The sequence below is a fragment of the Thermus caldifontis genome (assembly GCF_003336745.1).
Lineage (GTDB): Bacteria > Deinococcota > Deinococci > Deinococcales > Thermaceae > Thermus > Thermus caldifontis.
This window is the reverse complement of sequence record NZ_QGMX01000013.1, coordinates 24,176-46,468: the sequence shown is the minus strand read 5'-3', so window position 1 is coordinate 46,468 and position 22,293 is coordinate 24,176. Positions and strand designations below refer to the sequence as shown.

General features: G+C 64.7%; 20 protein-coding genes. 4 read left to right on the top strand and 16 right to left on the bottom strand.

The window, feature by feature from the left end; translation table 11 throughout:
• The first annotated feature begins 4 nt into the window (after positions 1 to 4).
• Entirely contained in the window at positions 5 to 277 is a 273-nt protein-coding gene (locus DK874_RS08880; protein ID WP_114313665.1) for a hypothetical protein, read from the top strand.
• A 2-nt stretch (positions 278 to 279) separates the two neighbouring features.
• Here DK874_RS08880 and DK874_RS08875 read toward each other — a convergent pair whose 3' ends face one another.
• Positions 280 to 1,203 carry an ABC transporter permease gene (locus DK874_RS08875; RefSeq protein WP_114313664.1) on the bottom strand — a complete coding sequence of 308 codons (924 nt, stop codon included), beginning with the start codon at positions 1,201 to 1,203 and terminating at the stop codon, positions 280 to 282.
• Positions 1,200 to 3,032 (bottom strand): ABC transporter permease, encoded by a 1,833-nt coding sequence (locus tag DK874_RS08870; protein WP_114313663.1) that lies wholly within the window; start codon positions 3,030 to 3,032, stop codon positions 1,200 to 1,202. Before DK874_RS08870 ends, DK874_RS08875 begins: the two co-directional genes overlap by 4 nt.
• Positions 3,033 to 3,092: 60 nt before the next feature.
• Here DK874_RS08870 and ubiE point away from each other — a divergent pair, with 60 nt between their 5' ends.
• Positions 3,093 to 3,803 carry a bifunctional demethylmenaquinone methyltransferase/2-methoxy-6-polyprenyl-1,4-benzoquinol methylase UbiE gene (gene ubiE / locus DK874_RS08865; protein ID WP_114313662.1) on the top strand — a complete coding sequence of 237 codons (711 nt, stop codon included), beginning with the start codon at positions 3,093 to 3,095 and terminating at the stop codon, positions 3,801 to 3,803.
• 11 nt (positions 3,804 to 3,814) lie between these two features.
• Here the strand turns inward: ubiE and DK874_RS08860 are convergent, their stop codons facing one another.
• Both DK874_RS08860 and DK874_RS08855 read right to left on the bottom strand, forming a co-directional pair.
• Positions 3,815 to 4,264 (bottom strand): arsenate reductase ArsC, encoded by a 450-nt coding sequence (locus DK874_RS08860; protein ID WP_114313661.1) that lies wholly within the window; start codon positions 4,262 to 4,264, stop codon positions 3,815 to 3,817.
• Positions 4,265 to 4,322: 58 nt separating this feature from the next.
• A complete protein-coding gene (locus DK874_RS08855) occupies positions 4,323 to 6,011 on the bottom strand; it encodes a M3 family oligoendopeptidase (RefSeq protein WP_114313660.1) in 1,689 nt (562 codons plus the stop codon).
• A 49-nt stretch (positions 6,012 to 6,060) separates the two neighbouring features.
• On the opposite strand from DK874_RS08855, the gene DK874_RS08850 reads away from it, so the two are divergent.
• Complete coding sequence (locus DK874_RS08850; RefSeq protein ID WP_114313659.1) at positions 6,061 to 6,462, top strand: acyl-CoA thioesterase; 402 nt, start codon at positions 6,061 to 6,063, stop codon at positions 6,460 to 6,462.
• On the opposite strand, the gene DK874_RS08845 is transcribed toward DK874_RS08850, so the two are convergent.
• From DK874_RS08845 to murI, 10 genes are all read right to left on the bottom strand, one after another.
• A complete protein-coding gene (locus DK874_RS08845; RefSeq protein WP_114313658.1) occupies positions 6,442 to 8,691 on the bottom strand; it encodes an endonuclease MutS2 in 2,250 nt (749 codons plus the stop codon). The genes DK874_RS08850 and DK874_RS08845 overlap by 21 nt on opposite strands.
• Before the next feature lie 24 nt (positions 8,692 to 8,715).
• Positions 8,716 to 9,057: a hypothetical protein gene (locus DK874_RS08840; RefSeq protein WP_240307650.1), complete on the bottom strand. Its 342-nt coding sequence runs from the start codon at positions 9,055 to 9,057 to the stop codon at positions 8,716 to 8,718.
• 9 nt (positions 9,058 to 9,066) lie between these two features.
• On the bottom strand, positions 9,067 to 10,779 hold the full coding sequence (locus tag DK874_RS08835) for a glycoside hydrolase family 13 protein (protein WP_162798766.1): 1,713 nt from the start codon (positions 10,777 to 10,779) through the stop codon (positions 9,067 to 9,069).
• 4 nt (positions 10,780 to 10,783) lie between these two features.
• Positions 10,784 to 12,103, bottom strand: a complete 1,320-nt coding sequence (locus DK874_RS08830; protein WP_114313657.1) for a sugar ABC transporter permease — start codon at positions 12,101 to 12,103, stop codon at positions 10,784 to 10,786.
• A complete protein-coding gene (locus tag DK874_RS08825) occupies positions 12,104 to 13,432 on the bottom strand; it encodes an ABC transporter permease subunit (protein ID WP_114313656.1) in 1,329 nt (442 codons plus the stop codon).
• Between the two features lie 122 nt (positions 13,433 to 13,554).
• The gene (locus DK874_RS08820; protein ID WP_114313655.1) at positions 13,555 to 14,751 is read right to left on the bottom strand and encodes a sugar ABC transporter substrate-binding protein; all 1,197 of its coding nucleotides are present in this window, start codon (positions 14,749 to 14,751) and stop codon (positions 13,555 to 13,557) included.
• Between the two features lie 95 nt (positions 14,752 to 14,846).
• Positions 14,847 to 15,881 carry an RMD1 family protein gene (locus DK874_RS08815; protein WP_114313654.1) on the bottom strand — a complete coding sequence of 345 codons (1,035 nt, stop codon included), beginning with the start codon at positions 15,879 to 15,881 and terminating at the stop codon, positions 14,847 to 14,849.
• A 13-nt stretch (positions 15,882 to 15,894) separates the two neighbouring features.
• Positions 15,895 to 16,506: an XTP/dITP diphosphatase gene (locus DK874_RS08810; RefSeq protein ID WP_162798765.1), complete on the bottom strand. Its 612-nt coding sequence runs from the start codon at positions 16,504 to 16,506 to the stop codon at positions 15,895 to 15,897.
• 5 nt (positions 16,507 to 16,511) lie between these two features.
• Entirely contained in the window at positions 16,512 to 17,156 is a 645-nt protein-coding gene (locus DK874_RS08805; RefSeq protein WP_114313652.1) for an LOG family protein, read from the bottom strand.
• Positions 17,156 to 17,929 carry a glutamate racemase gene (murI, locus tag DK874_RS08800; RefSeq protein WP_114313651.1) on the bottom strand — a complete coding sequence of 258 codons (774 nt, stop codon included), beginning with the start codon at positions 17,927 to 17,929 and terminating at the stop codon, positions 17,156 to 17,158. Before murI ends, DK874_RS08805 begins: the two co-directional genes overlap by 1 nt.
• An 83-nt stretch (positions 17,930 to 18,012) precedes the next feature.
• On the opposite strand from murI, the gene metK reads away from it, so the two are divergent.
• Positions 18,013 to 19,191, top strand: coding sequence for a methionine adenosyltransferase (gene metK, locus DK874_RS08795; protein ID WP_114313650.1), 1,179 nt, complete (start codon positions 18,013 to 18,015; stop codon positions 19,189 to 19,191).
• A gap of 86 nt (positions 19,192 to 19,277) precedes the next feature.
• Here metK and DK874_RS08790 read toward each other — a convergent pair whose 3' ends face one another.
• Both DK874_RS08790 and speA read right to left on the bottom strand, forming a co-directional pair.
• Positions 19,278 to 20,354 (bottom strand): GGDEF domain-containing protein, encoded by a 1,077-nt coding sequence (locus tag DK874_RS08790; RefSeq protein ID WP_205387573.1) that lies wholly within the window; start codon positions 20,352 to 20,354, stop codon positions 19,278 to 19,280.
• Between the two features lie 46 nt (positions 20,355 to 20,400).
• On the bottom strand, positions 20,401 to 22,293 hold the full coding sequence (speA, locus tag DK874_RS08785; protein WP_114313686.1) for a biosynthetic arginine decarboxylase: 1,893 nt from the start codon (positions 22,291 to 22,293) through the stop codon (positions 20,401 to 20,403).

The window sequence follows — 22,293 nt, the reverse complement described above, 5'->3', positions numbered from 1 at the left end:
GGGGATGAGCCGAGCCCAGGTTTTTGCCCTTTGGGTGAGGCGGATGGCCTTGAACCGCCAGGGCACCGAGGCCCAGGTCTTTCTGCAAACCCCTTTGGGGGAGGGTTTTCTTTACCTGCGCTCGGATGGCTTCGCCCACTTTGTCCAGGGCCTAGCCGGGGAGGAGGTGGTGGACTTCACCCTGGGCAGGGGGCAGGTGATCCTTCGCTTCCAAGACGGTAGTACCCTCACCCTAAGCCGCCGCTTTGGGCAGCTGGCCAAAACCTGGACCCCTTGACCCTACTTCTCGTAGGGCTTGCCCACCGCGGCCGGAGGACGGCTTTTGCCCATGAAGCCTGCCAACACCAAGACGGTGACCACGTAGGGGAAGGCTTGCACCAAGACGGCGGGCAGGATCTCCGTACCCTGAAGCTGGATGGCCAGGGCGCTGGCGAAGCCGAAAAGCAGGGTGGAGAAGAGGATGCCCAAGGGGTGCCATTTGCCGAAGATCATGGCCGCCAGGGAGATGAAGCCCATGCCCGCCGACATGCCCCGCACAAACTGGTTGAGGAAGCCGATGGCCAGATAGGCCCCGGCGAGGCCCGCCAGGATCCCGGAGAGAACCACCCCGATGTAGCGCATACGGTACACGTTCACCCCCAAGGTGTCGGCGGCCTCGGGGTGCTCGCCCACGGCTCTAAGCCGCAGGCCAAAGGGGGTCTTGAAGAGGATCCACCAGCTTAGGGGCACCAGGAGAAAGGCCAGGTAGACCAGGGGGGAAAGGGCAAAGCCTTCGGGGCCCCAAAGGGGGAGGCGGTTCACCACCTCCTTGGAGTTGGTGGCGTTGCCGTAGAAGTAGGTGAGCACCAGGCTAGGGGCTCCCAGGGCGAGGAGGTTGATGGCGGTGGCGCTGATGATCTGGTCTGCCCGGTACTTGATGGAAACCACGGCGTGCACCCAGGCCACCAGCCCACCCACGGCCATGGCGCTCAAGACCCCCACCCAGGGAAGCCAAGGATGGGGTCCGGGGCCTAGGGCGTATTCCAGCCTTTCCACCACCACCGCTGCGGTGAGGGCCCCGAAGAGGATGATGCCCTCGAGGGCGATGTTCACCACCCCGCTCCTTTCGGAGAACATCCCCCCCAGGGCGGTGAGCAAAAGGGGTGTGGTCTGGCGCAGGGTGGAGAAGAAGAGGGCGATCCAAAAGGCCGTGTCCAGGTTCATCGGGCCTCCCCCCTTTCCTCCCGTTTGCGGGCCTCTTCCCTAACCTCCACCTCCGCTGCCCTTAAGGGATCGGTGAAGTAGCGGGGCAGGAAGCCCCCGGCGGCGATGAAGAGCACGATCAAGGCCTGAAGCACCGCCACCAACTCCCGGCTGATGCCCAGCTGCAGGTTCACCTGCAAGCCCCCCGTGAGGAGGATGCCGAAAAGCCAAGCGGCTAGGCCCACCCCCAAGGGGGTGTTCTGGCCCATGAGGGCCACGGCGATGCCGTCAAAACCCACAGAGTAGGGAAGGGCTTGCTTCAGGCGGTACTCGTCGATCCCTCCGCCCAGCACGTAGTGGGTGGCGGCCAGGCCCGCCAAAGCCCCGGCCAGGAACATGATGAGCACCACCTTCCGCCCGGCCATCACCCCCCCGTACTCCGCGGCCTTGGGGGCCAAGCCCATGGCCCTGAGCTCATATCCCCCCACGGTGCGGAAGACGTAGAAGTGGAAGAAGAAAAGGGCCAAAAGGGCCAAAAGGAAGGCCCCGTTAAGCCGCACCGAGGTGAGGTCGGGGCCAAAGCTCACCCCGGGTCCAGGCAAAAGGCCCCCCATCACGTAGCCCACCACACCCCCAAGGAGGCCCATGAGCACCCGATGGCCTAGGCTCTTCCGGGTAAGGAAGTAGCCCAGGAGGCCCAAGAGGAGGGCCAAGGGTAGGGCGAAGGAAAGCTCCCCGCCCGGGGCCACCAGCTCGGTCCAGTGGGGGATGCGGGCCTCGGGGCGGATCTCGTGGCTCCGGGCCTCGTAGCCCGGGTACTTGAAGGGCAGATACAGGGTGCGCCCGAAGAACTTGTACTCGTTGGCGGAGATAAGGAAGAGGAAGAGGCTTGCGGCGATGTAGTTCAGCATGATGGTGTTGATCACCTCGTGGGCCCCGAAGCGGGCCTTAAGCCATCCCGGAAGGGCGCCCCAAAGCCCCCCGGCCAGGGCGGCGGCCAGGATGGCCAGGGGGAGCACCAGCCACCTGGGACCGGGCAGGTACACCCCCACCAGCATGGCGGCGATGGCCCCCAGGATGAGCTGCCCCGGGGCCCCGATGTTGAAAAGTCCCCCGCGGAAGCCCAAGGCCACGGCCAGCCCGGTGAAGATCAAGGGGGTGGCGAGAAGGAGGCTTTGCAGGAAGCCCGAGGGGTTGACCAGGGGGCTATAGAGGAGCTGGTAGGTGTAGGTGATGAGGTCCAGCTTCAGCATCCAGGCTTCCCTCAGGCTCTGGGCCTCCCCCGGGGCCCTCTTCATCACCGCCACGATGACCCCGCCCAGCAAGGAGGCCAGAAGGAGGGAGAAAAGGGGCACCACCACCCCGCGCCGGCGCACCAAAAAGGCCAGGCCACCCGGGGAAAAAAGCCGGGCCAAAAGGAGAAGGTACAGGCTAAAGGCCAAGGTGGCGTAGCTCCCAAGCCCCAGGCTGTAGCGCCTGAGGATGGGCCGTTCTGCCCCGGCGTTCACCTGGGCCACGCTGGCTTGGAAGAGGAGGTAGGCGAGGAGGAAGAGGCCTAGGCCCAGGACCCCCATGAGGTAGAGCTTCCGGGCGGGCTTGGGGGTCCAGGCCAGGGCCAGGGTAAGGCCCAGCCAGGCCAGGGAGGGGTAGAAGGTCCAAAGGAGCCAGCCATCCCGGTAACCCTGGGGCAGGCTTCCTTGGGGCAGGTGGTGGCCGAAGGGGCTTAGGAGCACGCCTTCGCCGCCAAAAAGGCGATGGGGTACCGCCCAGGGGGCCAGGTACCAAAGGAGGAAAAGAACCCCTCCTCCCAAGGCCACCAGGACTCCTAGGCGCCTCTCGTCCGTCAACACGCCCAAGATTGTACCCTAGCCCCGTGGGTCTAAAGTCCTGGAAGGTGTTAGACTCCTTCCGTGGCGGTTTCGCCGGAGGAAAAGGCCAAGCGGGTGCGGCGCATGTTTTCGGAGATCGCCCCCCGCTACGACCTTTTGAACCGGCTTCTTTCCTTTGGGGCCGATCTTCGCTGGCGCAGGCGGGCGGTGGCCTTGGCCCTGGAGAAAAACCCCAGGCGGATTCTGGACCTGGCCACGGGCACCGGGGACCTGGCCTTGATGCTGAAAAGGAAGGCTCCCCATGCCCAGGTGGTGGGGGCGGACTTTGCCCCGCCCATGCTGGGGATCGCCCGCAAGAAGGCGCAGGCCCAGGGGTTAGGGGTGGAGTTCCTGGAGGCGGATGCCCTGGCCCTTCCCTTCCCTGGAGGGAGCTTTGATGCCGTTACCATCGCCTTTGGTTTCCGCAACTTCGCCGACTACCGGATGGCCCTATTGGAGCTACGCCGGGTCCTGGCCCCTGGGGGGCGGCTCGTCATCCTGGAGTTTCCCCCACCTCCAAAGGGGGCCTTTGGCCTGGTCTACCGGGTCTATTTCCAAAGGGTCTTGCCCTTCCTGGGGGGGCTGGTTTCGGGAAGCTTTGGGGCCTATCGCTACCTGCCGGAAAGCGTGGGGGCCTTTCCTCCACCGGAGGCCCTAAAGGCCCTGATGGAGGAGGCGGGCTTTAGGGTGCGCTACGAGCTCCTCACCTTTGGGGTGGCGGCCATCCACGTGGGGGACCTGGAGGCCGGGTGAGCCCGATGGGGCTACCTTGCGGCTTCCTCTAGCTCCGCATCCGTGGGGATGCGCCCTGCCTTGAGGTTTTCCACCAGGTACCGGGCCATGCGCCCCAAGGCGTCCCGCACCCGGCGCCACTCCTCCAGGGGTTTTCCCGAAGGGTCGGGGAAGGAGACGTGGCGCTTTTGCGTCTTGGCGGGGTAGGCGGGGCAGGCTTCCCGTGCGGCGTCGCAGACGGTGAGGACCAGGTCAAACCCCCACGGGTCGGGCACCTCCAGAAGGGTCTTGGAGGCGTGCCCCTTTAGGTCAACCCCCACCTCGGCCATCACCCTTTTGGCCTCCTCCTTGACGAAGGTCTTCTCGGTGCCGGCGGAGTGGACCTCGAGGTCCACCCCCAGTTCCTTGGCCCAGTGGCGAAGCCAAGCCTCTGCCATCTGGCTGCGGGCGGAGTTGTGGGTGCAAAGGACGAGAAGGCGCATTCCTAAAAGCCTATCCCTTCTCGGTCAGGGGAAGGTTAAGGAGGCCTGGCCCTGGGTTTTAGGAAAGCCTCCTTTCCAGCTCCGCCACCTTCTCCGCCAGGACCCTTAGGCCCTTTTGCCAGAAGGCGGGGCTTTCCAGGTCAAAGCCATAGCGGGCCGCCAGCTCCTTGGCCGGGTACATGCCCGAGGAGGCCAGGAGCCCCTCGTACCGCTCGGCGAAGCCCGGGTCCTCCTTGGCCTCCTGGTAAAGCGCCAAGCCGAAGAGAAGGCCAAAGGTGTAGGGGTAGTTGTAAAAGTCGGCGCCATAATAGTGCCCCTTCACCGCCCACATGTAGGGATGATGGCTGGCCAGGGCCTCTCCGTAAGCCTCCTGCTGGGCCTTCAGCATGAGCTCCTTAAACTCCCTTGGGGAAAGCTCCCGGGCCTTTCGCCTGGTAAACACCCAGGACTCAAAGAGGAAGCGGCTATAGATGTCCACCACCACCTGGGCCGCCCCTTGCAGGTAGGCGTCCAGGATCAAAAGCCCCTCCTCGGCAGAGGCCTCCTTGAGGGCCGCCTCCACCACCAGGGTCTCGTTCATGATGCTGGCGGTTTCCGCCAGGGTCATGGGCACCTCCCTTAAGGAGGGGGGAACCTGGGCCAAGGCGAGGTTGTGGTAGGCGTGGCCCAGCTCGTGGGCCAGGGTGGAGACGGATTCAAAGCTCTCCTCATAGTTGGCCAGGATGAGGCTTTTGCCCCCACCCCTCGGCATGCAGTAGGCCCCGCCTACCTTTCCCTTGCGGGGCAGAAGGTCCATCCAGCGCTCCCTAAAGGCGGCTTCTGCCACCTTGGCGGCCTTGGGCACCAGCGTGGCCAGCTTTTCCCGGAGGAAGTCTTGGGCCTCCTCGAGGGTCCAGCGCCGGCCCTTCCCTATGGGAGCGAAGAGGTCCCACCAGTCCAGGCGCTCCTTGCCCAAGGCCTTGGCCTTTAGGAGATAGTAGCGGTGGAAGAGGGGAAGGCTTTCCCTAACCGCCTGCAGAAGGGCCAGAAGGGCCTTCTTGGTGATGCGGTTTTTGTGCAGGCTGGGCTCGAGGTCCTCCCGGTACCCCCGCCTCCTGAGGAGCACCGAGGCCTCCCCCTTGACCCCGTTTAGGGCGTAGGCCAGGGGCACCTCGTGGGCTTCCCAGGCCTTAAGCTCCGCCTGGTAGGCCTTCCTTCGCACCTCCTCCTCGGGGCGGAAGTAGAGGTTGCGCACCTTGGTGATGGGCATCTCCTCCCCGTCCACCACGGCGGTGATCTGGCTGGTGAGGTTCTCGTGGAGTTTGGCCCATGCCTGGCGCCCGGAAAGGGAAAGCTCCGCCGCCAGCACCTCCTCCCCTTCGGCCATCATGTGCAGGGCCTCCTCCTTGGCCTCCTCCACCAGGATGCGGTAAGGGCCGGCCTCCTCCGGGTCCTGTAGGGCCAGGTAGCGGGTTAGGCGGGGCCTTATACGGGCGAAATCCAGGAAGAGCATCTCCAGCTCCGAGAGCTTGGCCGAGGCGGCCTCGTCGGCGGTGTCGGCGGTGAAGCGGGCGTAGAGGTAGGCCCAAAGGGGGGTGGATGCCTCCGAAAGGGCGTCCAGGGAGGCCAGGACCTCCTCAAGAGGCGCCTTTTGGTCTACCTGCTCCTTCAGCTGGCCGATCCGCTTCCTCACCCCATCCCAGGCCGCCTGGAACTCGGGGCTTTCCAGACCGGGGAAAAGGGGGGTTAGGTCCCACGTGGTTTCCATGGCCCCACTATACCTGACCCGTGGGTCAGTTGTGTTAGGCTCTTGGTCTATGGAGGGGTTTCCCGTATCCGTGCCCATACAGGTGCGCTTCCGCGACCTGGACGCCTTAGGCCACGTGAACAACGCCGTCTTCCTCACCTACTTTGAGGTGGCCCGCGCCGCCTACTTCCGAAGGCTCAAGGAGGACTGGCTGGAAAAGGGGCACTTCATCCTGGCCCGGGCGGAGGTGGATTTCCTAAGGCCCATCCTCCTGGAGGACCCCGTGGAGGTGGGGGTGCGGGTGGTGCGCCTCGGGCGGAGCAGCTTTGACATGGAGTACCTCCTCCTGGCAAGAGGGGAGGAGGCCGCCCGGGGAAAAACCGTCCAGGTCTGGCTGGAAGGGGGCAGGCCTGCCCCCTTGCCCCCGGCTATCCGCAAGCGCATAGAGGCCTTAGAGGGCCGCTCCTTTTAGCACCACCACCGTGACCCCGTGCCCCCCCTCGTGGGGAGGGGCGTCGGCGAAGGTTTCCACCCGCTTATCCCGCCTTAGGGCCTCGCGGATGGCTTGCCTGAGGGCCCCGGTGCCCTTGCCGTGGAGGAGGCGCAGGGTGGAAAGGCCCAAGGCGCGGGCCTCCTCCAGGGCGTGGTCCACCTCCAAGAGGGCTTCCTCCACGGTAAGCCCCCTGAGGTCCACCTCCTTTACCTCCCTTCGCGGCTTTAGGCCGAGGGCCTTGGGGGTTTCCTGGGCCTTGAGGGGGGTGAGCTCCTTGGCCTTCACCGTCATCTTCACCGGGCCCACCTGGACCAACGCCTCCTCTCCCCTCAGCTCCAGAAGCCTTCCCTGGCGCTTCAGGGAGGGGATCTCCACCATCTGCCCCGCCTCGAGGCCCCTAGGTACCTCCAAGGCACCCGTGGGGGTGCTCCTGGCGTACCGTTCCCTCAGGGCCAGAAGCTCCCTCAGGGCATCCTTTTTCCCCTGGGTTTTGGCCTTTTCCTTGAGGGCCTTGAGCTCGGCCTCCACCTTGAGGAGCTTCTGGCGGACCTCCTCCTCCAGGGCCTTGAGCCTTTGCGCCCGCTCCTCCGCAAAGCGGGCTTCCCGCTCCTCCAGGCGTTTCCTTAGGGCCTCCACCTGGGCCATCTGGGAAAGGAGCCGGCTTCGTTCCTCCTCAAGGTGCAACCTTTCCGCCTCCAGCTCCTCCAGGAGGGCCTCCAGCCTGCCTCCTTGGGGCAGAAGGCTTTCCGCCCGCTTCAGCACCGCCTCGGGCAGGGAAAGCCTCCTGGCGATGGCCAAGGCGTAGCTCCGCCCTGGCACCCCCAGGACCAGCTCGTAGGTGGGGCGCAGGCCCTCCAGGTCAAAGCGCATGGAGGCGTTTTGGATGCCCCTTCGCCCCTGGGCGAAGGCCTTCAGGGGGGAAAGGTGGGTGGTAACCAGGCCCTTAACCCCTTTCTCCAGGAGGGCCTCGAGGATGGCCTGGGAGAGGGCCGCCCCCTCCTCGGGGTCGGTGCCGCTTCCCAGCTCGTCGATGAGGACCAGGCTCCGGGCCGTGGCGGTTTCCAGCATTTCCTTAAGCCTTTGCAGGTGCCCGGCGAAGGTGGAGAGGTTTTCCTGGAGGGATTGCTCGTCGCCGATGTCGGCGAAGACCCTGTCGGGCCAGGCCAGGGTGGCCCCCTTGGCCGCCACGAAAAGCCCCGACTGGGCCATGAGCACCGCCAGGCCCAGGGTTTTTAGGAGGGCGGTCTTCCCCCCCATGTTGGGGCCGGAGATGAGGATGAGGCGCTTCTCCTCGTCCAGGCTAAAGGAGTTGGGGACGGGGTTCGGGATCAGGGGGTGGAAGGCTTCCCAAAGCTCATACCCTTGGCCAAACCGGGGCTTTTTGAGCCCCAGGTCCCGGGCCAGGGCCGCCTGGGCCTGGATGAGGTCCAATAGGGCCAGGGCCCTTAGGGTGCCGGGAAGGGCTTCATCCTGGGCCAGGGCTTGCGAAAGCTCCCTCAGGATGCGGTTTACCTCCTCCTCCTCCTGGAAGCGGAGGGCCTGGAGGCGGTTATTCAACTTCACCACGGAAAGGGGCTCTATGAAGAGGGTGGCCCCGGACTCGGATTCGTCCAGGAGGATGCCGGGTACTTTCTGGGCCATCCCTGCCCGCACGGGGATGCAGTAGCGCTCGCGGCGCACGGTGACGAACCGGTCCTGGACGGCCTCGGGGTGGCGGTCTAAGAGGGCGTAGAGCCTGTCTAGGATTTGCTGGCGCAAGGGCTTAAGCTCCCGGCGGATGGCCAGGAGTTTGGGGCTGGCCTCGTCCCGCACCGCCCCTTCCTCGTCCAGGGTCTTTCTCACCCGAAGGAGAAAAGCCCCGTGCTCCCCAATGCCCGCCGCCACCTGGCTCAGGTGGTTTTCCAAGGCCAGGAGTTCCTCCTTGAGGGCCAGGGCTTCCTGGAGGGCCTTTGCGGCCTGGAGAAGCTCGAGGCCGGAGAGCCTGGCCCCTTCTTGAGCCTTGCGGTAAGCCTCCCTCAAGGCCCCGGCCTCGGGGAGGGTGTAGGGGTAGGCCAAGGCCTCCTGGGTGAGGGCAAGCCTCCTTTCCGCCTCCTCCTGGGGCAGGGGAGCGAGGGCTAAGGCCAGCTCCTCCCCCAAGGGGGTCTTGGCCCTTTCCGCTAGGAGGGCGCGGACTTTGGGGAACTCCAGGACCTCGAGGACATCCCGCACAAAAGCCCAGTATACCGGGAAGCCCTAGCGCCTTAGGAGGCGCAGGAGGGAGAGGGCCACCTTGCCCTCAGGGCCTAGGGCCCTTTGCAGGAGAAGGCCAGCCCGGCCAAGCCGCCCCAGGGGCAAGAGGGAAAGAAGACCGGCAAGAAGGGTAACCATCTGCTGGCGCTCTCTTGGGGTGAGGTTTTCCCAGCGGGCTATGGCCTCCTGGAGCAAGGCGGTAAGCCGCCTGCGGAAACCCGGGGCCTTGGGATCGGCGCCCTTTAGGGCCTCCAAGAGGTTCCCCCCAAGCGGAGGAGCCGCTTGGGGGTGGGTGGAGGGTTTGCCCACCCGCCTAGCCTTGGGGCCAAACCTCTTAAGCCGCATGGCTTCCCATTATAGCGGCTGGAAGAGAAGGTACGAGGCCTCCACCTCCCCTTCCACCTCCTCTTCGGCCAAGAGATCCATCCCCCGGGGTAGGACAAGCCTTGCCCCCTTGGGGGCGAAAAAGGCCCAGACCTCCTGGCCCTGGTGGCGCCTTTTGAAGGCCAGGACCCCTTTCCCGGCCCTCAAGGGCAAAAGCCCCCCCAGACGCAGGACCGGGTGGGTGCGCTTGAGGTGGACCAGCCTGCGCAGGAAGGCTAAGAGCTCCCGGTTCCACCTCCTTTCGTCCCAGGGGAAGGGGGCCCGGCAGTAGGGGTCCCCCTGCCACCTGGTGTAGGGGTTGGGCTGGGAAAGGCCCACCTCGTCCCCGTAGTAGATGGCGGGGCTTCCCGGGAAGGCGAAGAGGAGGGCGTAGGCCAGCTTAAAGCGTTCCACATCCCCCTTAAGCCGCCAAAGGGCCCGGGGGATGTCGTGGGAGGAGAGAAGGGTGTACATGCTGTGGCGAAGCTGCAGGGGTAGGGCCTGGTAGTGGTCCCAGAGGACCGCCCAGGCCTCCTGGGCGCTTAGGGTTACTTCCCGCCCGTACACGTCCCGACCGGAAAGCCACTCCATCACCGGATGGGCAAAGCCCGCATAGTGCATGGCCCCATCCAGGGTATGGGCCCGTAGGGTGGGGGTGGCGTCGTAGGAAAGCTCGCCGATGACCAGGGCCTCGAGCCTTTCCTCCTTGGCCGCCCGGGCCAGGGCGCGAAGCCAGCGGGCGTTTTTGCGGTTTGTTCCCCCTTCCCCGATGGAGTGGGCCACGTCCAGCCGGAAACCGTGGGCCAGGCGCATCCAGTGGCGGATGGGGGCCTTGGGCCCAAAGACCAAGCGCTCCTGGGTGAGGGGAGAGGCGTAGTCCAGCTTGGGCATGGATGTTAACCCCCAGAAGGCGGCGTAGGAGCCATCGGGGTAGAAGGTGAACATGCTCCTTTCGGGGGTTTCGGGGTCCTGTAAGGCCTTTTGGAACCAGGGGTGGGTGGCCCCCACGTGGTTGAAGACCCCATCCAGCAGAAGGCGCATGCCCTTTTCCTCCAAAGCCCTATAAAGGGCTTCCAAGGCCTCCTCCCCTCCCAGGTGGGGGTCCACCTTCAGGTAGTCTTCCGTGTCGTAGCGGTGGCTGCTTGGGCTTTGGAAGATGGGGGTGAGGTAGAGGGCTTCCACCCCCAGGTTCTCCAGGTAGGGAAGGGCCTCGAGGACGCCCCAAAGGTCCCCCCCGTAGAACTCCCAGGCCCCTTCCGGCCCCGGGGGCTCGTTCCAGGCCTTTTTGCGGATGGGTTTGCCCATAAGGAGCCATTCCCCATCCTGGGGGGCAAGCTCTGGGCGCCCCTGGCGGAAGCGGTCGGGGAAGATCTGGTAGTAGACCGTGCCCAGGGCCCACCTGGGGGGAAGGGGCCCCGCCAGGAGGTGGAAGAAGCGGTCGTAGCGGGGAAGGGTCTTTTCCAGGCCGTGGCTTCCCAAGAATCCCTCGGGCAGGAGGAAGCAGTAGCGAAAAGGGCTGGTGTGCACGGGAACGCGGGTCCTTAGGCCCCCATTGGCCCGCTCCATGGGTTTCTTGTGGATCTCCCCATCCTTCTCGTAAAGGAAGAGCCCCTCTTTGGCTTCGGTTTCCAGGAAAACGCTCACCTCCTCCCCCAGCTCCGGCAAGGGGGGATGGAGGTGCTCGAGGTCATGGTGGTGGGCCATGGCGTTACTCTTTGACCGCCCCTGCGGTGTATCCGGAGACGAAGTACTGCTGGAAGCCGTAGAAGAGGAAGAGGATGGGCAAGGAGCCTAAGACGCTGGCGGCGGCAAAGATCCCCCACTTGGTCTGGAACTGGCCGGTGGTGAAGCTCCTCAGCCCCACGCCCACGTTCCAGCTCTCCACCCCCGTGAGGACCAGGTTGGCCAGGACGAACTCCGAGTAGGTGCCCACGAACTGGAGGAGGAAGATGAAGACGAACATGGGGGCGGAAAGGGGGAGGAGGATTTGGGTGAAAACCTGCCACTTGGTGGCCCCGTCCACCATGGCCGCCTCCTCGAGGCTCGGGCTGATGCTTTCCAGATACCCCTTGTACACCCAGGTGCCAAAGCTGATGATGCCCCCCGAGTAGGCCAGCACGAGGCCGGTGAAGGTGTTCAAAAGGTCCAGGCGGGAAAGCAGGTAGTAGATGGCCACCAAGGCCAAAAACCCGGGGAACATCTGCACGAAGATGAAGAAAAGGAGGAGGGGATACCGCCCCGGCAGGTGGCGGAAGCGGGCGAAAGCGTAGCCGGCGGTGGCGGTGAGCAAGACGGCAAGGAGGCCCGTAAGCCCCGAGATGAGGAAGGTATTCCGCACCCAGAGAAGAAACTTGGTCTCTGTGCCCTGGCCGGTGAACTGCTTGGGGGAAAGGGAAAGGGCCAGGGCGAATACGCTTAAGGCCAGGAGGAGCAGAGCCCTTCCTTGCCAGAGGTCCATCCAGTCCTCCGGGGTTAAAAGCCGCCTCAGGAGGCCGATGAAGGCCACACCCAAAAGAGCCAGCCCCCCAAGGAGGAGAAGGCCCACCTGGTAGGGGTATAGCACCACCCCCTCCACCAGCTTGGCGTAGTTTTCCAGGGAGGGCTCGGGTACGTAAGGGATCACCTTGGCGTCCAGGAGGAGAAACCCCGTGTCCGGCCTGCGGAAGCTGAAGAGGTTGTTGGTGGGATCAAAGCTGGCGGCCACCACCTGCACCACGGGGTAGTAGACGAGGAGGATCAGCACCCAGAGGAAGAGGTGGGTCACCCCTTGCCAGAAAAGGGGCCAGGGGCTTCGCTTGCGCCCCTGGAGGCGGTTCGCCAGCAGGGTGTAGACCAGGCTATAGAGGAGGACCAGGAGGACCAGGCCCAGGAGGATGGCCAGGGCGTACGCCCAGCCATAGGGCACGAAGACGCTGCTGAAGGCTACCTGCTTGCGGTAGGAACCTTCGTCAAAGAGCCGGTTTAGGGCGAACCAGTAGACCCCATAGAGGCCGAACCCCAAAAGGAGGAAGGCGAAAAGCCGCCGCATCTACCTCACCTCCCTTAAGGCCCCGGTGACGCGGAAGTTCACCAGGCTGATGGCCACGGTGATGGCGAAGATGAGGAGGCTGATGGCCGCCCCCAGGCCATAGGCCGACTGCCCCTCGGCGCTGAAGGCGGTCTTGTAGGCCCAGGAGATGAGGATGTCCGTGGCCTGGGCCGTGGCCAGGCGGCCTTCCTGGGCGGGCCCCCCGCCGGTGAGCAGGTAGATGATGTAGAAGTTATTGAAGTTAAAGGCGAAGGAGGAGAGCAGGATGGGCACCATGGGCTTTTCCAAAAGGGGAAGGGTGATGCCCCAAAGGGCCTGCCAGGGGGTGGCCCCGTCCACCTTGGCGGCCTCGTAGAGCTCGTCGGGAATGGTGGAAAGGGCGCCCAAGGTGGCGGTCATCATGTAGGGGAAGCCGAGCCACAGGTTCACCAATAGGATGGCCACCTTGGCCCAGTCAGGGTCGTTGAGCCAGGGGATGGGGTAGATGCCCAGGACCCCCAGGAGGCGGTTGATGGCCCCGAAGTTATAGTTGAGAAGGGCCACGAAGACCTGCACGGTGATCACGCCCGGCAGCGCCCAGGAAACGATGAGGACGGTGCGGTAAAAGTTCCGTAGCTTCAAGGCTTTGTTGTTGAGGATGAGGCCCAGCACCAAGCCCAAAAAGGCGTTCAGAAGCACGGTGCTAAGGGCGAAGGCCACGTTCCAGGCGAAGACGGGGAAGAGGGCCTTGCTGGCTTGGGAAAGGATAAAGCTGAAGTTTCGGAGGCCCACGAACCCGAAGGCGTTCACCTTGGCCACGTACTCCACCGGGAAAGGGGGGGTGCGGTCCAGGAGAAGGGTAGGGCCTTCGGCCTCCAGGATCCGGGCCCGGGCCCGGTGCCCCTCGCTGTAGACCTCCACGGGCTCCCCTCGGCAGGGGTCGCAACGGAGGGCTTCCTTAGCGGGTTCTTCCAGGGTGAGCCTGGGGCCTTCTCCCTTCAGCACCTGGGTTTCCGTGGAGCGGTCGGGGAAACCGTTCTTCCGCCCCGAGTAGTCGGTGAAGGCCAAGTAGACGGTGAGGGCGATGGGATACAGGGTGAAGACCAAAAGGAAGGAGAGGGCGGGGAGGAAGTAGTACCAGTCGGTAAGCCAAGGAAAAAGGCGTCCCACCAGCATGGCCCCCGGCACCAGCACCAGAAGGGCCAAGACCAGGATGGTCCAGCCTGGGGGGGCCAGGTAGGTTTCCAAGGCTAGGTATCCCAGGATGCCCACCCCGGTGGAGAGGATCAAAAGGCCCAAAAGCAAGGATAGGGCCAGGAGAAAACCCTTAAGGCCAGGAGGATGTTTCATGGCTTAACGATACGCCCCCCACGGGGAAAGGGGTTCCCGCGGGGGGCCGAATGGGTGCGCATGTTTTCGTGGCGAGGTGTGTTCAAAGGTCCCCACCCGGGCAAAGCCCGGGTGGGGTGGTGTTACCTGCCGATGGCCTTTTTGATCTCGGCCACCATGTCCTCCACGATCTTCTTCACGTTGGAGTCGGGCCGCTGGATGGCCAGGCTGATGGCGTTAGCCCAGGGGCCCCAGACCTTGCCCATCTCGGGGATGTTGGGCATGGGGGTGCCCAGGGCGAACACCCGGGAGAAGCCCGCCACCACCGGATCCTTCTCCAGGGTCTTGGCGGCGCTCTTGGACACGGGGATGCGGCCACCCGCCTGGTTGAAGGAAACCAGGTTCTTGCCGGTGACCAGGGTCTTGGCGAAGTTAACCGCGGCGGTCTTGTTCTTGGAGTAGGCGTTCACCACCACCCCCTGGACCCCCAGGAAGGGACCCCAGGGGTTCTTGGCCCCGGGCGGGGTGGGGAAGGGGGCGATGCCGAAGTCGATCTTGGCCTTCTTGTAGTCCCCTAGGGCCCAGGGGCCGTTGATGATCATGGCTAAGGCCCCGTCCTTAAAGGCGCCGTCCGCCACCCCGTAATCCACCCCCTCGGGCACCAGGTTGTAGCGGTAGCGGAGGTCCTTGATGAAGGAAAGGGCCTTTTCCCCCACCTCGCCGCCCAGGAGGAGTTTGGAGGGGTCTAGGTTGCCCTTGGCGTCCTTGGCGAAAACGTTTTCCGCCCCAAAGGCGCGGAAGAAGCCGAAGTTAAAGTAGGGGTCGCCGATGTTGTAGAGGAAGCCAAAGGTGGAGCCGGTGGTGAGCTTCTGGGCCAGGGCCAGGAACTCCTCCCAGGTCTTGGGGGGTTCCTTCACGTACTTCTTGTTGTAGATGAGGGCCACGCTCTCGGCGAAGGCGGGAAGGCCCATAAGCTTGCCCCCGAAGGTGAAGGCCTCCACCGCCACGCCCTGCAGGTCGGAGAGGTAGCTTTGCGTCACGTACTTGCCCATGGGCTCCAGCACCCCAGCCTGGGCCATCTCCCCCAGCCAGTCGTGGGGGATGGAGACCACCAGGTCCGCCGCCTGTCCCTGGGGGGCCCCCAGGATGAACTTCTGCTTGATGTCCCCGAAGGGGACCTCCACCACCTCCACCTTGGTGCCGGAGGTCTTCTCATAGGCTTGGGCTTGGGCCTTGAGCCACTCCAGCTCGGGACCGCCGAAGTGAGTCCACACCGTGATCTTTCCCTGGGCAAGGGCCAAGGAGAGCCCGAGGGCCAGTGTTGCCAGTGCTCGTTTCATATCCCACCTCCGGGCGCGTGGTAACGCTTCCGCTTAGCTTTTCTCCGCGCCCTGCAGGTTGCAGTATACTCTAACTTCCCCGGGACGCAAGTCCCCTAATGCCAAAAGGCCCTGACCACCTCAAAGGCGATGAGGGCCAGGATCCCCACCTCCACCGCCTGGCTTCTTAGGTGCACCACCTCCTCGGTGACCATCTCGTAGGTGGCCTCTAACACCCTAAGCTTCTCCTCCAGGCTCCTTTCTAGCTCATGGGCCCCGTAAAGCTCGAGGGCGGCCCGGTAGATCTTGGCGTAGAAGAGGTCCTCGGTGATGCGCAAGGCCCCCTCCATGCGGGCGCGCACGTCGGCGATCTCCGCGTGCCGGGCCATAAGGCGCCGCCTTAGGCGTTGGAGTCTGCCATAGCTCCAAAGACCCTGGTGCCTCAGCACCTGGGGCACGGCCTCCAGCTCCTGGGTGAGGACCCCGTCGTAGTAGGAAAGCTCCAGAAGCTGGGCGTGCACGAACTCCACCAGGTCGGCCACGTCCCATATCCCCTCCGAATCCAGGATGAAGACCCGGTCAAAGCCCAAAAGGGCCAGGTCCTCGGTGGAGTAGCTGTAGCGGTAGCGCTCCATCTCCCGCCTGACCTCGGGGGCGAAGTCCTCCTTGGCCCCCATCCAAAGGAGGGTGAGGTCCACAGGGGGGGCATGGGCCTTCTCTCCCTCTATCCCCAGGGCGTGGTAGACGGTGAACTCCTCGCTCAAGCGCTTTTCCTCAGGGCGCAGGAGGGCGCCTTGCAGGTAGGGCTCCAGGGCCAAAAGCTCCGCCAGAAAAAATCCTTCCCAAAAAGGAAGCTCAGGAAGCGACAGGGCCTTTTCCAGAAAGGCTTCCCAGGGCACCTTCTCCCCCAGGTGCACCCGGAAGGAAAGGGAGGCCACCCCGAACTCGTAAAGCCGGGCGGTGAGCAGGCCCGAGATGCCCTCCACGCTCCTTACCCCGAGCTCTATCTGGGCCGGGGGGTTTTCAAAGCGCACCGCCCCCAGCCTGGGCCGGGAGAGGCGCAGCCGGGGGGTACTCAGGCGGGAAAGGTCGATCTCATCCGCCAGGTCGTAAAGGCGGTACAGGGCGATGTGGGGCGAGAGGAGGTTCATGGGAAGGCCCTGATCATTCCAGCCTGGAAACCTCCCGGGGTGGGGGGCCCTGTTCGTAGGCTTTGAGGAGGGCCTTTATGGCCTTTCCTCGGTGGGAGTACTGGGCCTTTTCCTCCAGGGTCATCTCCGCGAAGGTCTTGCCCGCCTCCGGCACGTAGAAGAGGGGGTCATACCCGAAGCCCCCTTCCCCTCGAGGAGCCTCGAGGATGTACCCCTCCACCTGGCCCTCGTAGGCCTCCACGTGCCCGTCGGGGTAGGCCAGGACCAAGACGGCCACGAAGCGGGCTTTGCGCTCCTCTCCCCTCAGGTGGCGCATCCTCTCCAGGAGGTAGACGTTCCGCTCCCGGTCGGTCTCCCTTCCCCCGTAGCGGGCGGAGTAGACCCCGGGTTCCCCCCCTAAGGCGGGCACCTCGAGGCCCGAATCGTCCGCCAGGGCGGGAAGCCCCGTGGCCTTGGCCACGTAAGCGGCCTTGAGGAGGGCATTTTCCAGGAAGGTGGTGCCCTCCTCCTTGGGCATGCGCAGGGGAAAATCGGCCAGGGAGAGAAGGGTCCAGCCCAGGGGGGCCAGGCCCTCCTTCAGCTCCCGCACCTTGCCGGGGTTGCCCGTGGCCAAAACTACCCGCATCGCTTCTAGGATACACCCTTTAGGGCCCGCACCACGTCCTGTGGGGAGTCCAGGGGGGTGATGAGGGCGAGGTCCTTGGGGTCTATGGCCCCTTGTTCCTGGAGGAACCGCAGCCAGCCGAGAAGCCCCTGCCAGTACGCCCGGTCCAGGGCGAAGACGGGGAAAGGGTGGACCTTTTCCGTCTGGATGAGAACCAGGACCTCGGAAAGCTCGTCCAGGGTGCCAAAGCCCCCGGGCAGGAAGACAAAGGCGTGGGCGTAGCGCACGAAGAGCACCTTGCGCACGAAAAAGTAGCGCAAGGAAAGGGCGTGGGTCTGGTAGGGGTTGGGCTTTTGCTCGTGGGGTAGCTCGATGTTCAGGCCCACGCTGACCCCGCCTGCCTCAAAGGCCCCTCGGTTGACGGCCTCCATAACCCCACCCCCACCGCCCGTCACCACCCCGAAGCCCGCCTCGGCCAGGACCTTCCCCAGCTGGTACCCCAGGGCGTAGGCGGGGTGGCCCTCCCCGAAGCGGGCGGAGCCGAAGACGGAAACCAGGGGAACCTCTATCTCCGAAAGGGTTTCAAACCCCTCCACGAACTCCGCCAGGATGCGGAAAAGCCGCCAGGCGTCCTCGTGGTGAAGCTGGTCGATCAGGGGCTTCTTGGCCATTAAAGCTCCTCCAGGCTGACCCGCTTAAGCTCCTCCACCCTCACCCCTAGGCGCTCCGCCAGGTTCCGGTAGCTTTCCGGGTCCCCGGTGACCAAGTGGACCACCCGGCCTTGGCCCAGGGGATTGAGGAGGCCTTCCTGCCTCAGGGCCTGGGCCACCGCCTCCGCCGTGGCCTCGGCGGAGTCAAGGAGCCTCACCCCCGGCAGGACCTTGGCCAGGGTGTTCTTCAGAAAGGGATAGTGGGTGCAACCCAGGATCAGGGCCTCGAGGTCCTTGGGTGCTTCCTCCAGGTAGTGCTGGGCTATCAAAAGGGCCACGGGGTCGTCCCAAAGCCCTTCCTCCACCAGGGGCACGAAGAGGGGGCAGGCCTTAGCCCAGGAAACTTCCACGTAGCGCTCGTAGGCCCGGCTTTCCACCGTGGCCTGGGTGCCGATGAGGCCCACCTTGCCGTAGCCTTGGGCGGCTTTGGCCACGGGTTCCAGAACCCCAAAGACCGGTACGGAAAGATCCTCGGCCAGATCCGGAAGGGCAGCGGAGCTCGCTGTGTTGCAGGCCACCACGATGGCCTTAACCCCTTGTCGGAGCAAAAACCCAGCGATCTCCCAGGCGAAGCGCCGCACCATGGGGAGGGGTTTGCTCCCGTAGGGCACCCGGGCGGTGTCCCCAAAGTACAGGAAATCCTCCTGGGGCAAGGCCCGGCGCAAGGCGGAAAGCACCGTAAGCCCCCCCACCCCCGAGTCAAAGACGCCGATGGGCCGCCTAGGGTCCTTCATAAGCCGCCATCATACCCTGGACGGGAAAGGGGGGGTGCTATACTATCAGGGTTGCCCCGGTGGGGGGCGAAGGAGGGACGAAGTTGCGGCTGGTCACGTCCGAGTCGGTCACGGAAGGGCACCCGGATAAGCTGGCGGACCGGATCTCCGATGCCATTCTGGACGCCCTGATCGCCCAGGATAGGAAGGCCCGGGTGGCGGCGGAAACCCTGGTCACCACCGGGCTGGTGTTTGTGGCGGGAGAGATCACCACCGAAGGGTACGTGGATATCCCCGGCTTGGTGCGCAAGACGGTCCGGGAGGTGGGCTACACCCGGGCCAAGTACGGCTTTGACGCCGACACCTGCGCCGTCCTCACCGCCATCGACGAGCAGTCCCCGGATATTGCCGGCGGGGTTAACCTCTCCTACGAGTGGCGGGTGCTCAAGTCCACGGATCCTCTGGACCGGACGGGCGCAGGGGATCAGGGCCTCATGTTCGGCTACGCCACCGACGAAACCCCGGAGCTCATGCCTCTTCCCATCACCTTAGCCCACCGCCTCACCATGCGCCTGGCGGAGGTGCGCAAGACGGGGCTTCTTCCCTACCTGCGCCCCGACGGCAAGGCCCAGGTCACCGTGGTTTACGAGGGGGACCGGCCCCTCTATGTGAAGACGGTGGTGGTTTCCGCCCAGCACTCTCCCGAGGTGGAGCAGGACCAGCTCCGGGAAGACCTGATCCGCGAGGTGGTGCGCCAAGCTATCCCCCCCGAGTACCTCAAGGAAGGGGAGACGGAGTACCTCATCAACCCCTCGGGCCGCTTCATCCTGGGGGGGCCCCATGCGGATACCGGGCTTACCGGGCGCAAGATCATCGTGGACACGTATGGGGGTGCCGTGCCCCATGGGGGCGGGGCCTTCAGCGGCAAGGACCCCACCAAGGTGGACCGCTCCGCCAGCTACTACGCCCGCTACATGGCCAAGAACCTGGTGGCGGCAGGCCTGGCCCGGCGGGCCTTGGTGGAGTTGGCCTACGCCATCGGCAAGGCCAGGCCCGTTTCCCTAAGGGTGGAAACCTTCGGCACCGGGGTCTTACCGGATGAGAAGCTCACGGAGGTGGCCAAGCGGGTTTTTGATCCCCGGCCTTTGGCCATCATCGAGGAGCTGGACCTCCTCCGTCCCATCTACACCCCCACCAGCGCCTACGGCCACTTTGGCCGTGCAGGCTTCCCCTGGGAGGAGACGGACCGGGTGGAGGCCCTAAGGCGGGAAGCCGGCCTTTAATACTACCCCAGTCTGACTTCGTCAGACTGGGGGCCCCGGATACCACTCCACCCTGGCGTAGCCAGGGTGGTGGTCCCGCAAAAGGACTAGCCCACCTCCACCCGGTTTTTCCCCCGGCGTTTGGCTTGGTAAAGGGCCTCGTCGGCCCGCTTGAGGAGGGAAAGGGGGGAGTCTTCAGGGCGGGCCTCGGCCACGCCGATGCTGGCGGTCATCCCCGCCACCGGGGGAACCTTTAGGGCAGCCACCGCCTGGCGCAGGCGTCCCGCCAGGCGCACGGCCTGGGCCAGGGGGGTTTCCGCCAGGAGGATGGCGAACTCCTCTCCCCCCAGGCGTACGGGCCGGTCGCTTTGCCGGAGGTGCTCTTCCAAGCAGCGGGCGAGGGCCCTTAGCACCCGGTCGCCCACGGGGTGGCCGTAGGTATCGTTCACCCTCTTGAAGTCGTCCAGGTCCAAGATCATAAGGGAAAGGGGTCGGTTATACCGCTGGACGCGGAAGAGCTCCCGCTCAAGCACCAGATCCAGATAACGCCGGTTCCTAAGCCCAGTTAGGGGGTCGGTATAGGCTTCCACTTGGGCCTCCAGGTACCCTTCCTTAACCCGCACCAGCATGTAGAGAAGGCCCACATAGGCCAGGTTGGCCCCGAAGAACTGGGCCAGGGCGTTGAGATGTTCCGCACGGAAGTGGCCGCGGATGCCTCCCAGGAGGGAAAGAAAGAAGAGGGTCAGGAGGTAGAGGAGGGCTAGGCGCACCGCCTGCTGCGTCTGAAAAAAGAGAAAGCTGCTGAAGTACACAAAGGGCACCCAGTAAGCGGCGGGGGATAGGCCCATGGGGTTGGGCCTAATAAGGAGTTGGTAGGCCAGGGTGGCCAGGAGGTAGGAGGCCACCAGGACATGGGCCGAGGTTAGGACCCAGGGTGCCGTACGGGGGAAGCGCCAGAGGATGAGGGCCAAGAGGGAAAAACCCAGGGCGAGAAGGGGGAGGAAGACCCGGTCCACGGGGTCCACCCCGCCGCGCCAGGAGGCGGCCAGGGCCACCAGGGCCAACAGGGTCCCCATGGGCAAGAGCCCAAGGGCCATCCTGCGCCTTAGGGGATTGAGGGGGTCTAGGAGCTCGAGGGTGGGGCGCAAGTTGCCTTCAGTATAGGAGGGTTTCACCCAGGCCATGCCTATAGGGTGGCCCATACCCCCTTAACGGAGCCTTAACGGGTCTTTAGTCCTCCAGGTAGGTGTAGCCCTGGAGCTCCCGCATATACCGTTCCAGGAAGGCCCCTTTTTCCACGGGGGAGAGGCGGCTTTGCCGCACCAGCCGCTCCACGCCCAGGAAAAGCTCCCGGGCGGTGAAGCCCATCTTCTCGATCACCTTCTCCGCGGTCTCCCCGGGGACAAAGCGCTCGATGGCAAACCCTTCCTCGTCCACCACCACGTGGGCCTCCCCCACCTGGCCGAAGAGGTTGTGGTTGCTGCCCAACACGTCCTGGTAGCCTCCCACCAGGAAGACCCCCAGGTAGTAGTCCTCCCCCGGGCGGATGGGGTGGACGGGCAGGCTCTGGCGCACATCGTGCAGGTCGATGAAGCGGTCGATCTTGCCGTCGGAGTCGCAGGAGATATCCACCAGGGTGGCCTGGCGGGTGGGAGGCTCGTGGAGGCGGCTTAGGGGGACGATGGGGAAGAGTTGGTGGATGGCCCAGGCGTCGGGAAGGCTTTGAAAGATGGAAAAGTTACAAACTAGCTTGTCGGCCAGGAGCTTTTCCAGGTCCTCAAACTCATCGGGAGCGTAGGGCAGATCCCGCACGATGGCGTACACCCGCCGGGCGATATGGTAAAAGATCTCCTCCGCCAGGGCGCGGTCCCTTAGGGACACCAGCCCCAAGTCGTAAAGGGTCTGCAGGGTTTCCTTGTCGGCGAAGGCGTCGTGGTAGACCTCGCGGAAGTTTTTGGGGGAGAGGGTTTCCAGGCTCTCCCAAAGCTCCTTGACCAGGGGATGGGCCTCTTTGGGCGGGGGATTGGGCCGGATCTCCCCCGGGGGGGTGATGACGTCGATGACCTCGAGGACCAAGACCTCGTGGTAGGCGGTCACCGCCCGGCCCGACTCCGTGACCAGGATGGGGTGGGGTTCCCCCTGGGCCTCCACCACCTCCTTGGTCACGTAGACCAGGTCCTCGGCGTACTCGGGAAGCGTGTAGTTGGCGGAGGCGTAGAAGTTGGTCTTGGAGCCGTCGTAGTCCACGGCCAAGCCCCCGCCCAGGTTGAGGTACTGGAGCGGGGCACCCAGCTTCCTGAGCTGCACATAGGTCTGGGCCGCCTCCCGCACCGCCGCCTTGATCTTGCGGATGTCCGTCACCTGGCTGCCAATGTGGGCGTGGACCATGACCAGGGCATCCAGAAGCCCTTCCTCCTTCAGAATCTCCACCGCCCGGATGATCTCCGGGGTGGTGAGGCCGAACTTGGCGTTTTCCCCCCCGCTGGCCTCCCACTGCCCGGCCCCCTTGGCCTTTAGTTTGTAGCGGATGCCTAGCTTTGGGCGTACGCCAAGTTCCTTGGAGATTCGGATCACCCGGGGAAGCTCAGCGAACTTCTCCAGGGTGATGATCACGTTCCGGGAAAGCTTCCTCCCGGTTAGGGCCAGGCGGATGAAGTCGTCGTCCTTGAAGCCATTGGTGGTGATGAGGGCTTCCGGGGAGAGGTCCTGGGCCAGGATTAGGGCCAGCTCGGCCTTGCTCCCCGCCTCGAGGCCATAGTGGTAGGGCCTTCCCGCCTTGGCCACGGTTTCCAGCACCAAGCGGCGCTGGTTCACCTTCACGGGATAGACCCCGCGGTAGCCCCCTTTGTAGCCATACTTTTCCATGGCCCTATGAAAGGCCTCGTTGAGCTCCTTTACCCGGGCCTCGAGGATCTGGGGAAACCGAAGCGCCAAAGGTAAAGGCCGCCCCTCGTCCCTAAGGGCTTCCACGATTTCCAAAAGGGAGGCGGAAGGGCCTTCCGGGCCCAAGGGGGTTACCTCCAACTCTCCGTCCCGCCCTACCCGGAAAAACCCCGCTCCCCAGTAGGGCACCAGGTAGATCTCCTCCGCTTCTTTGGGGGAAAAGCGCCTGGCGGTCTTCAA

Bases quoted from the DNA above. Each gene is read 5' to 3' on its own strand.
- DK874_RS08880 (WP_114313665.1), top strand. From the start codon at position 5: ATGAGCCGAGCCCAGGTTTTTGCCCTTTGGGTGAGGCGGATGGCCTTG.
- DK874_RS08875 (WP_114313664.1), bottom strand. From the start codon at position 1,203: ATGAACCTGGACACGGCCTTTTGGATCGCCCTCTTCTTCTCCACCCTG.
- DK874_RS08860 (WP_114313661.1), bottom strand. From the start codon at position 4,264: ATGCGCCTTCTCGTCCTTTGCACCCACAACTCCGCCCGCAGCCAGATG.
- DK874_RS08855 (WP_114313660.1), bottom strand. From the start codon at position 6,011: ATGGAAACCACGTGGGACCTAACCCCCCTTTTCCCCGGTCTGGAAAGC.
- DK874_RS08850 (WP_114313659.1), top strand. From the start codon at position 6,061: ATGGAGGGGTTTCCCGTATCCGTGCCCATACAGGTGCGCTTCCGCGAC.
- DK874_RS08840 (WP_240307650.1), bottom strand. From the start codon at position 9,057: ATGCGGCTTAAGAGGTTTGGCCCCAAGGCTAGGCGGGTGGGCAAACCC.
- DK874_RS08835 (WP_162798766.1), bottom strand. From the start codon at position 10,779: ATGGCCCACCACCATGACCTCGAGCACCTCCATCCCCCCTTGCCGGAG.
- DK874_RS08830 (WP_114313657.1), bottom strand. From the start codon at position 12,103: ATGCGGCGGCTTTTCGCCTTCCTCCTTTTGGGGTTCGGCCTCTATGGG.
- DK874_RS08825 (WP_114313656.1), bottom strand. From the start codon at position 13,432: ATGAAACATCCTCCTGGCCTTAAGGGTTTTCTCCTGGCCCTATCCTTG.
- DK874_RS08820 (WP_114313655.1), bottom strand. From the start codon at position 14,751: ATGAAACGAGCACTGGCAACACTGGCCCTCGGGCTCTCCTTGGCCCTT.
- DK874_RS08815 (WP_114313654.1), bottom strand. From the start codon at position 15,881: ATGAACCTCCTCTCGCCCCACATCGCCCTGTACCGCCTTTACGACCTG.
- DK874_RS08810 (WP_162798765.1), bottom strand. From the start codon at position 16,506: ATGCGGGTAGTTTTGGCCACGGGCAACCCCGGCAAGGTGCGGGAGCTG.
- DK874_RS08805 (WP_114313652.1), bottom strand. From the start codon at position 17,156: ATGGCCAAGAAGCCCCTGATCGACCAGCTTCACCACGAGGACGCCTGG.
- murI (WP_114313651.1), bottom strand. From the start codon at position 17,929: ATGAAGGACCCTAGGCGGCCCATCGGCGTCTTTGACTCGGGGGTGGGG.
- DK874_RS08790 (WP_205387573.1), bottom strand. From the start codon at position 20,354: ATGGCCTGGGTGAAACCCTCCTATACTGAAGGCAACTTGCGCCCCACC.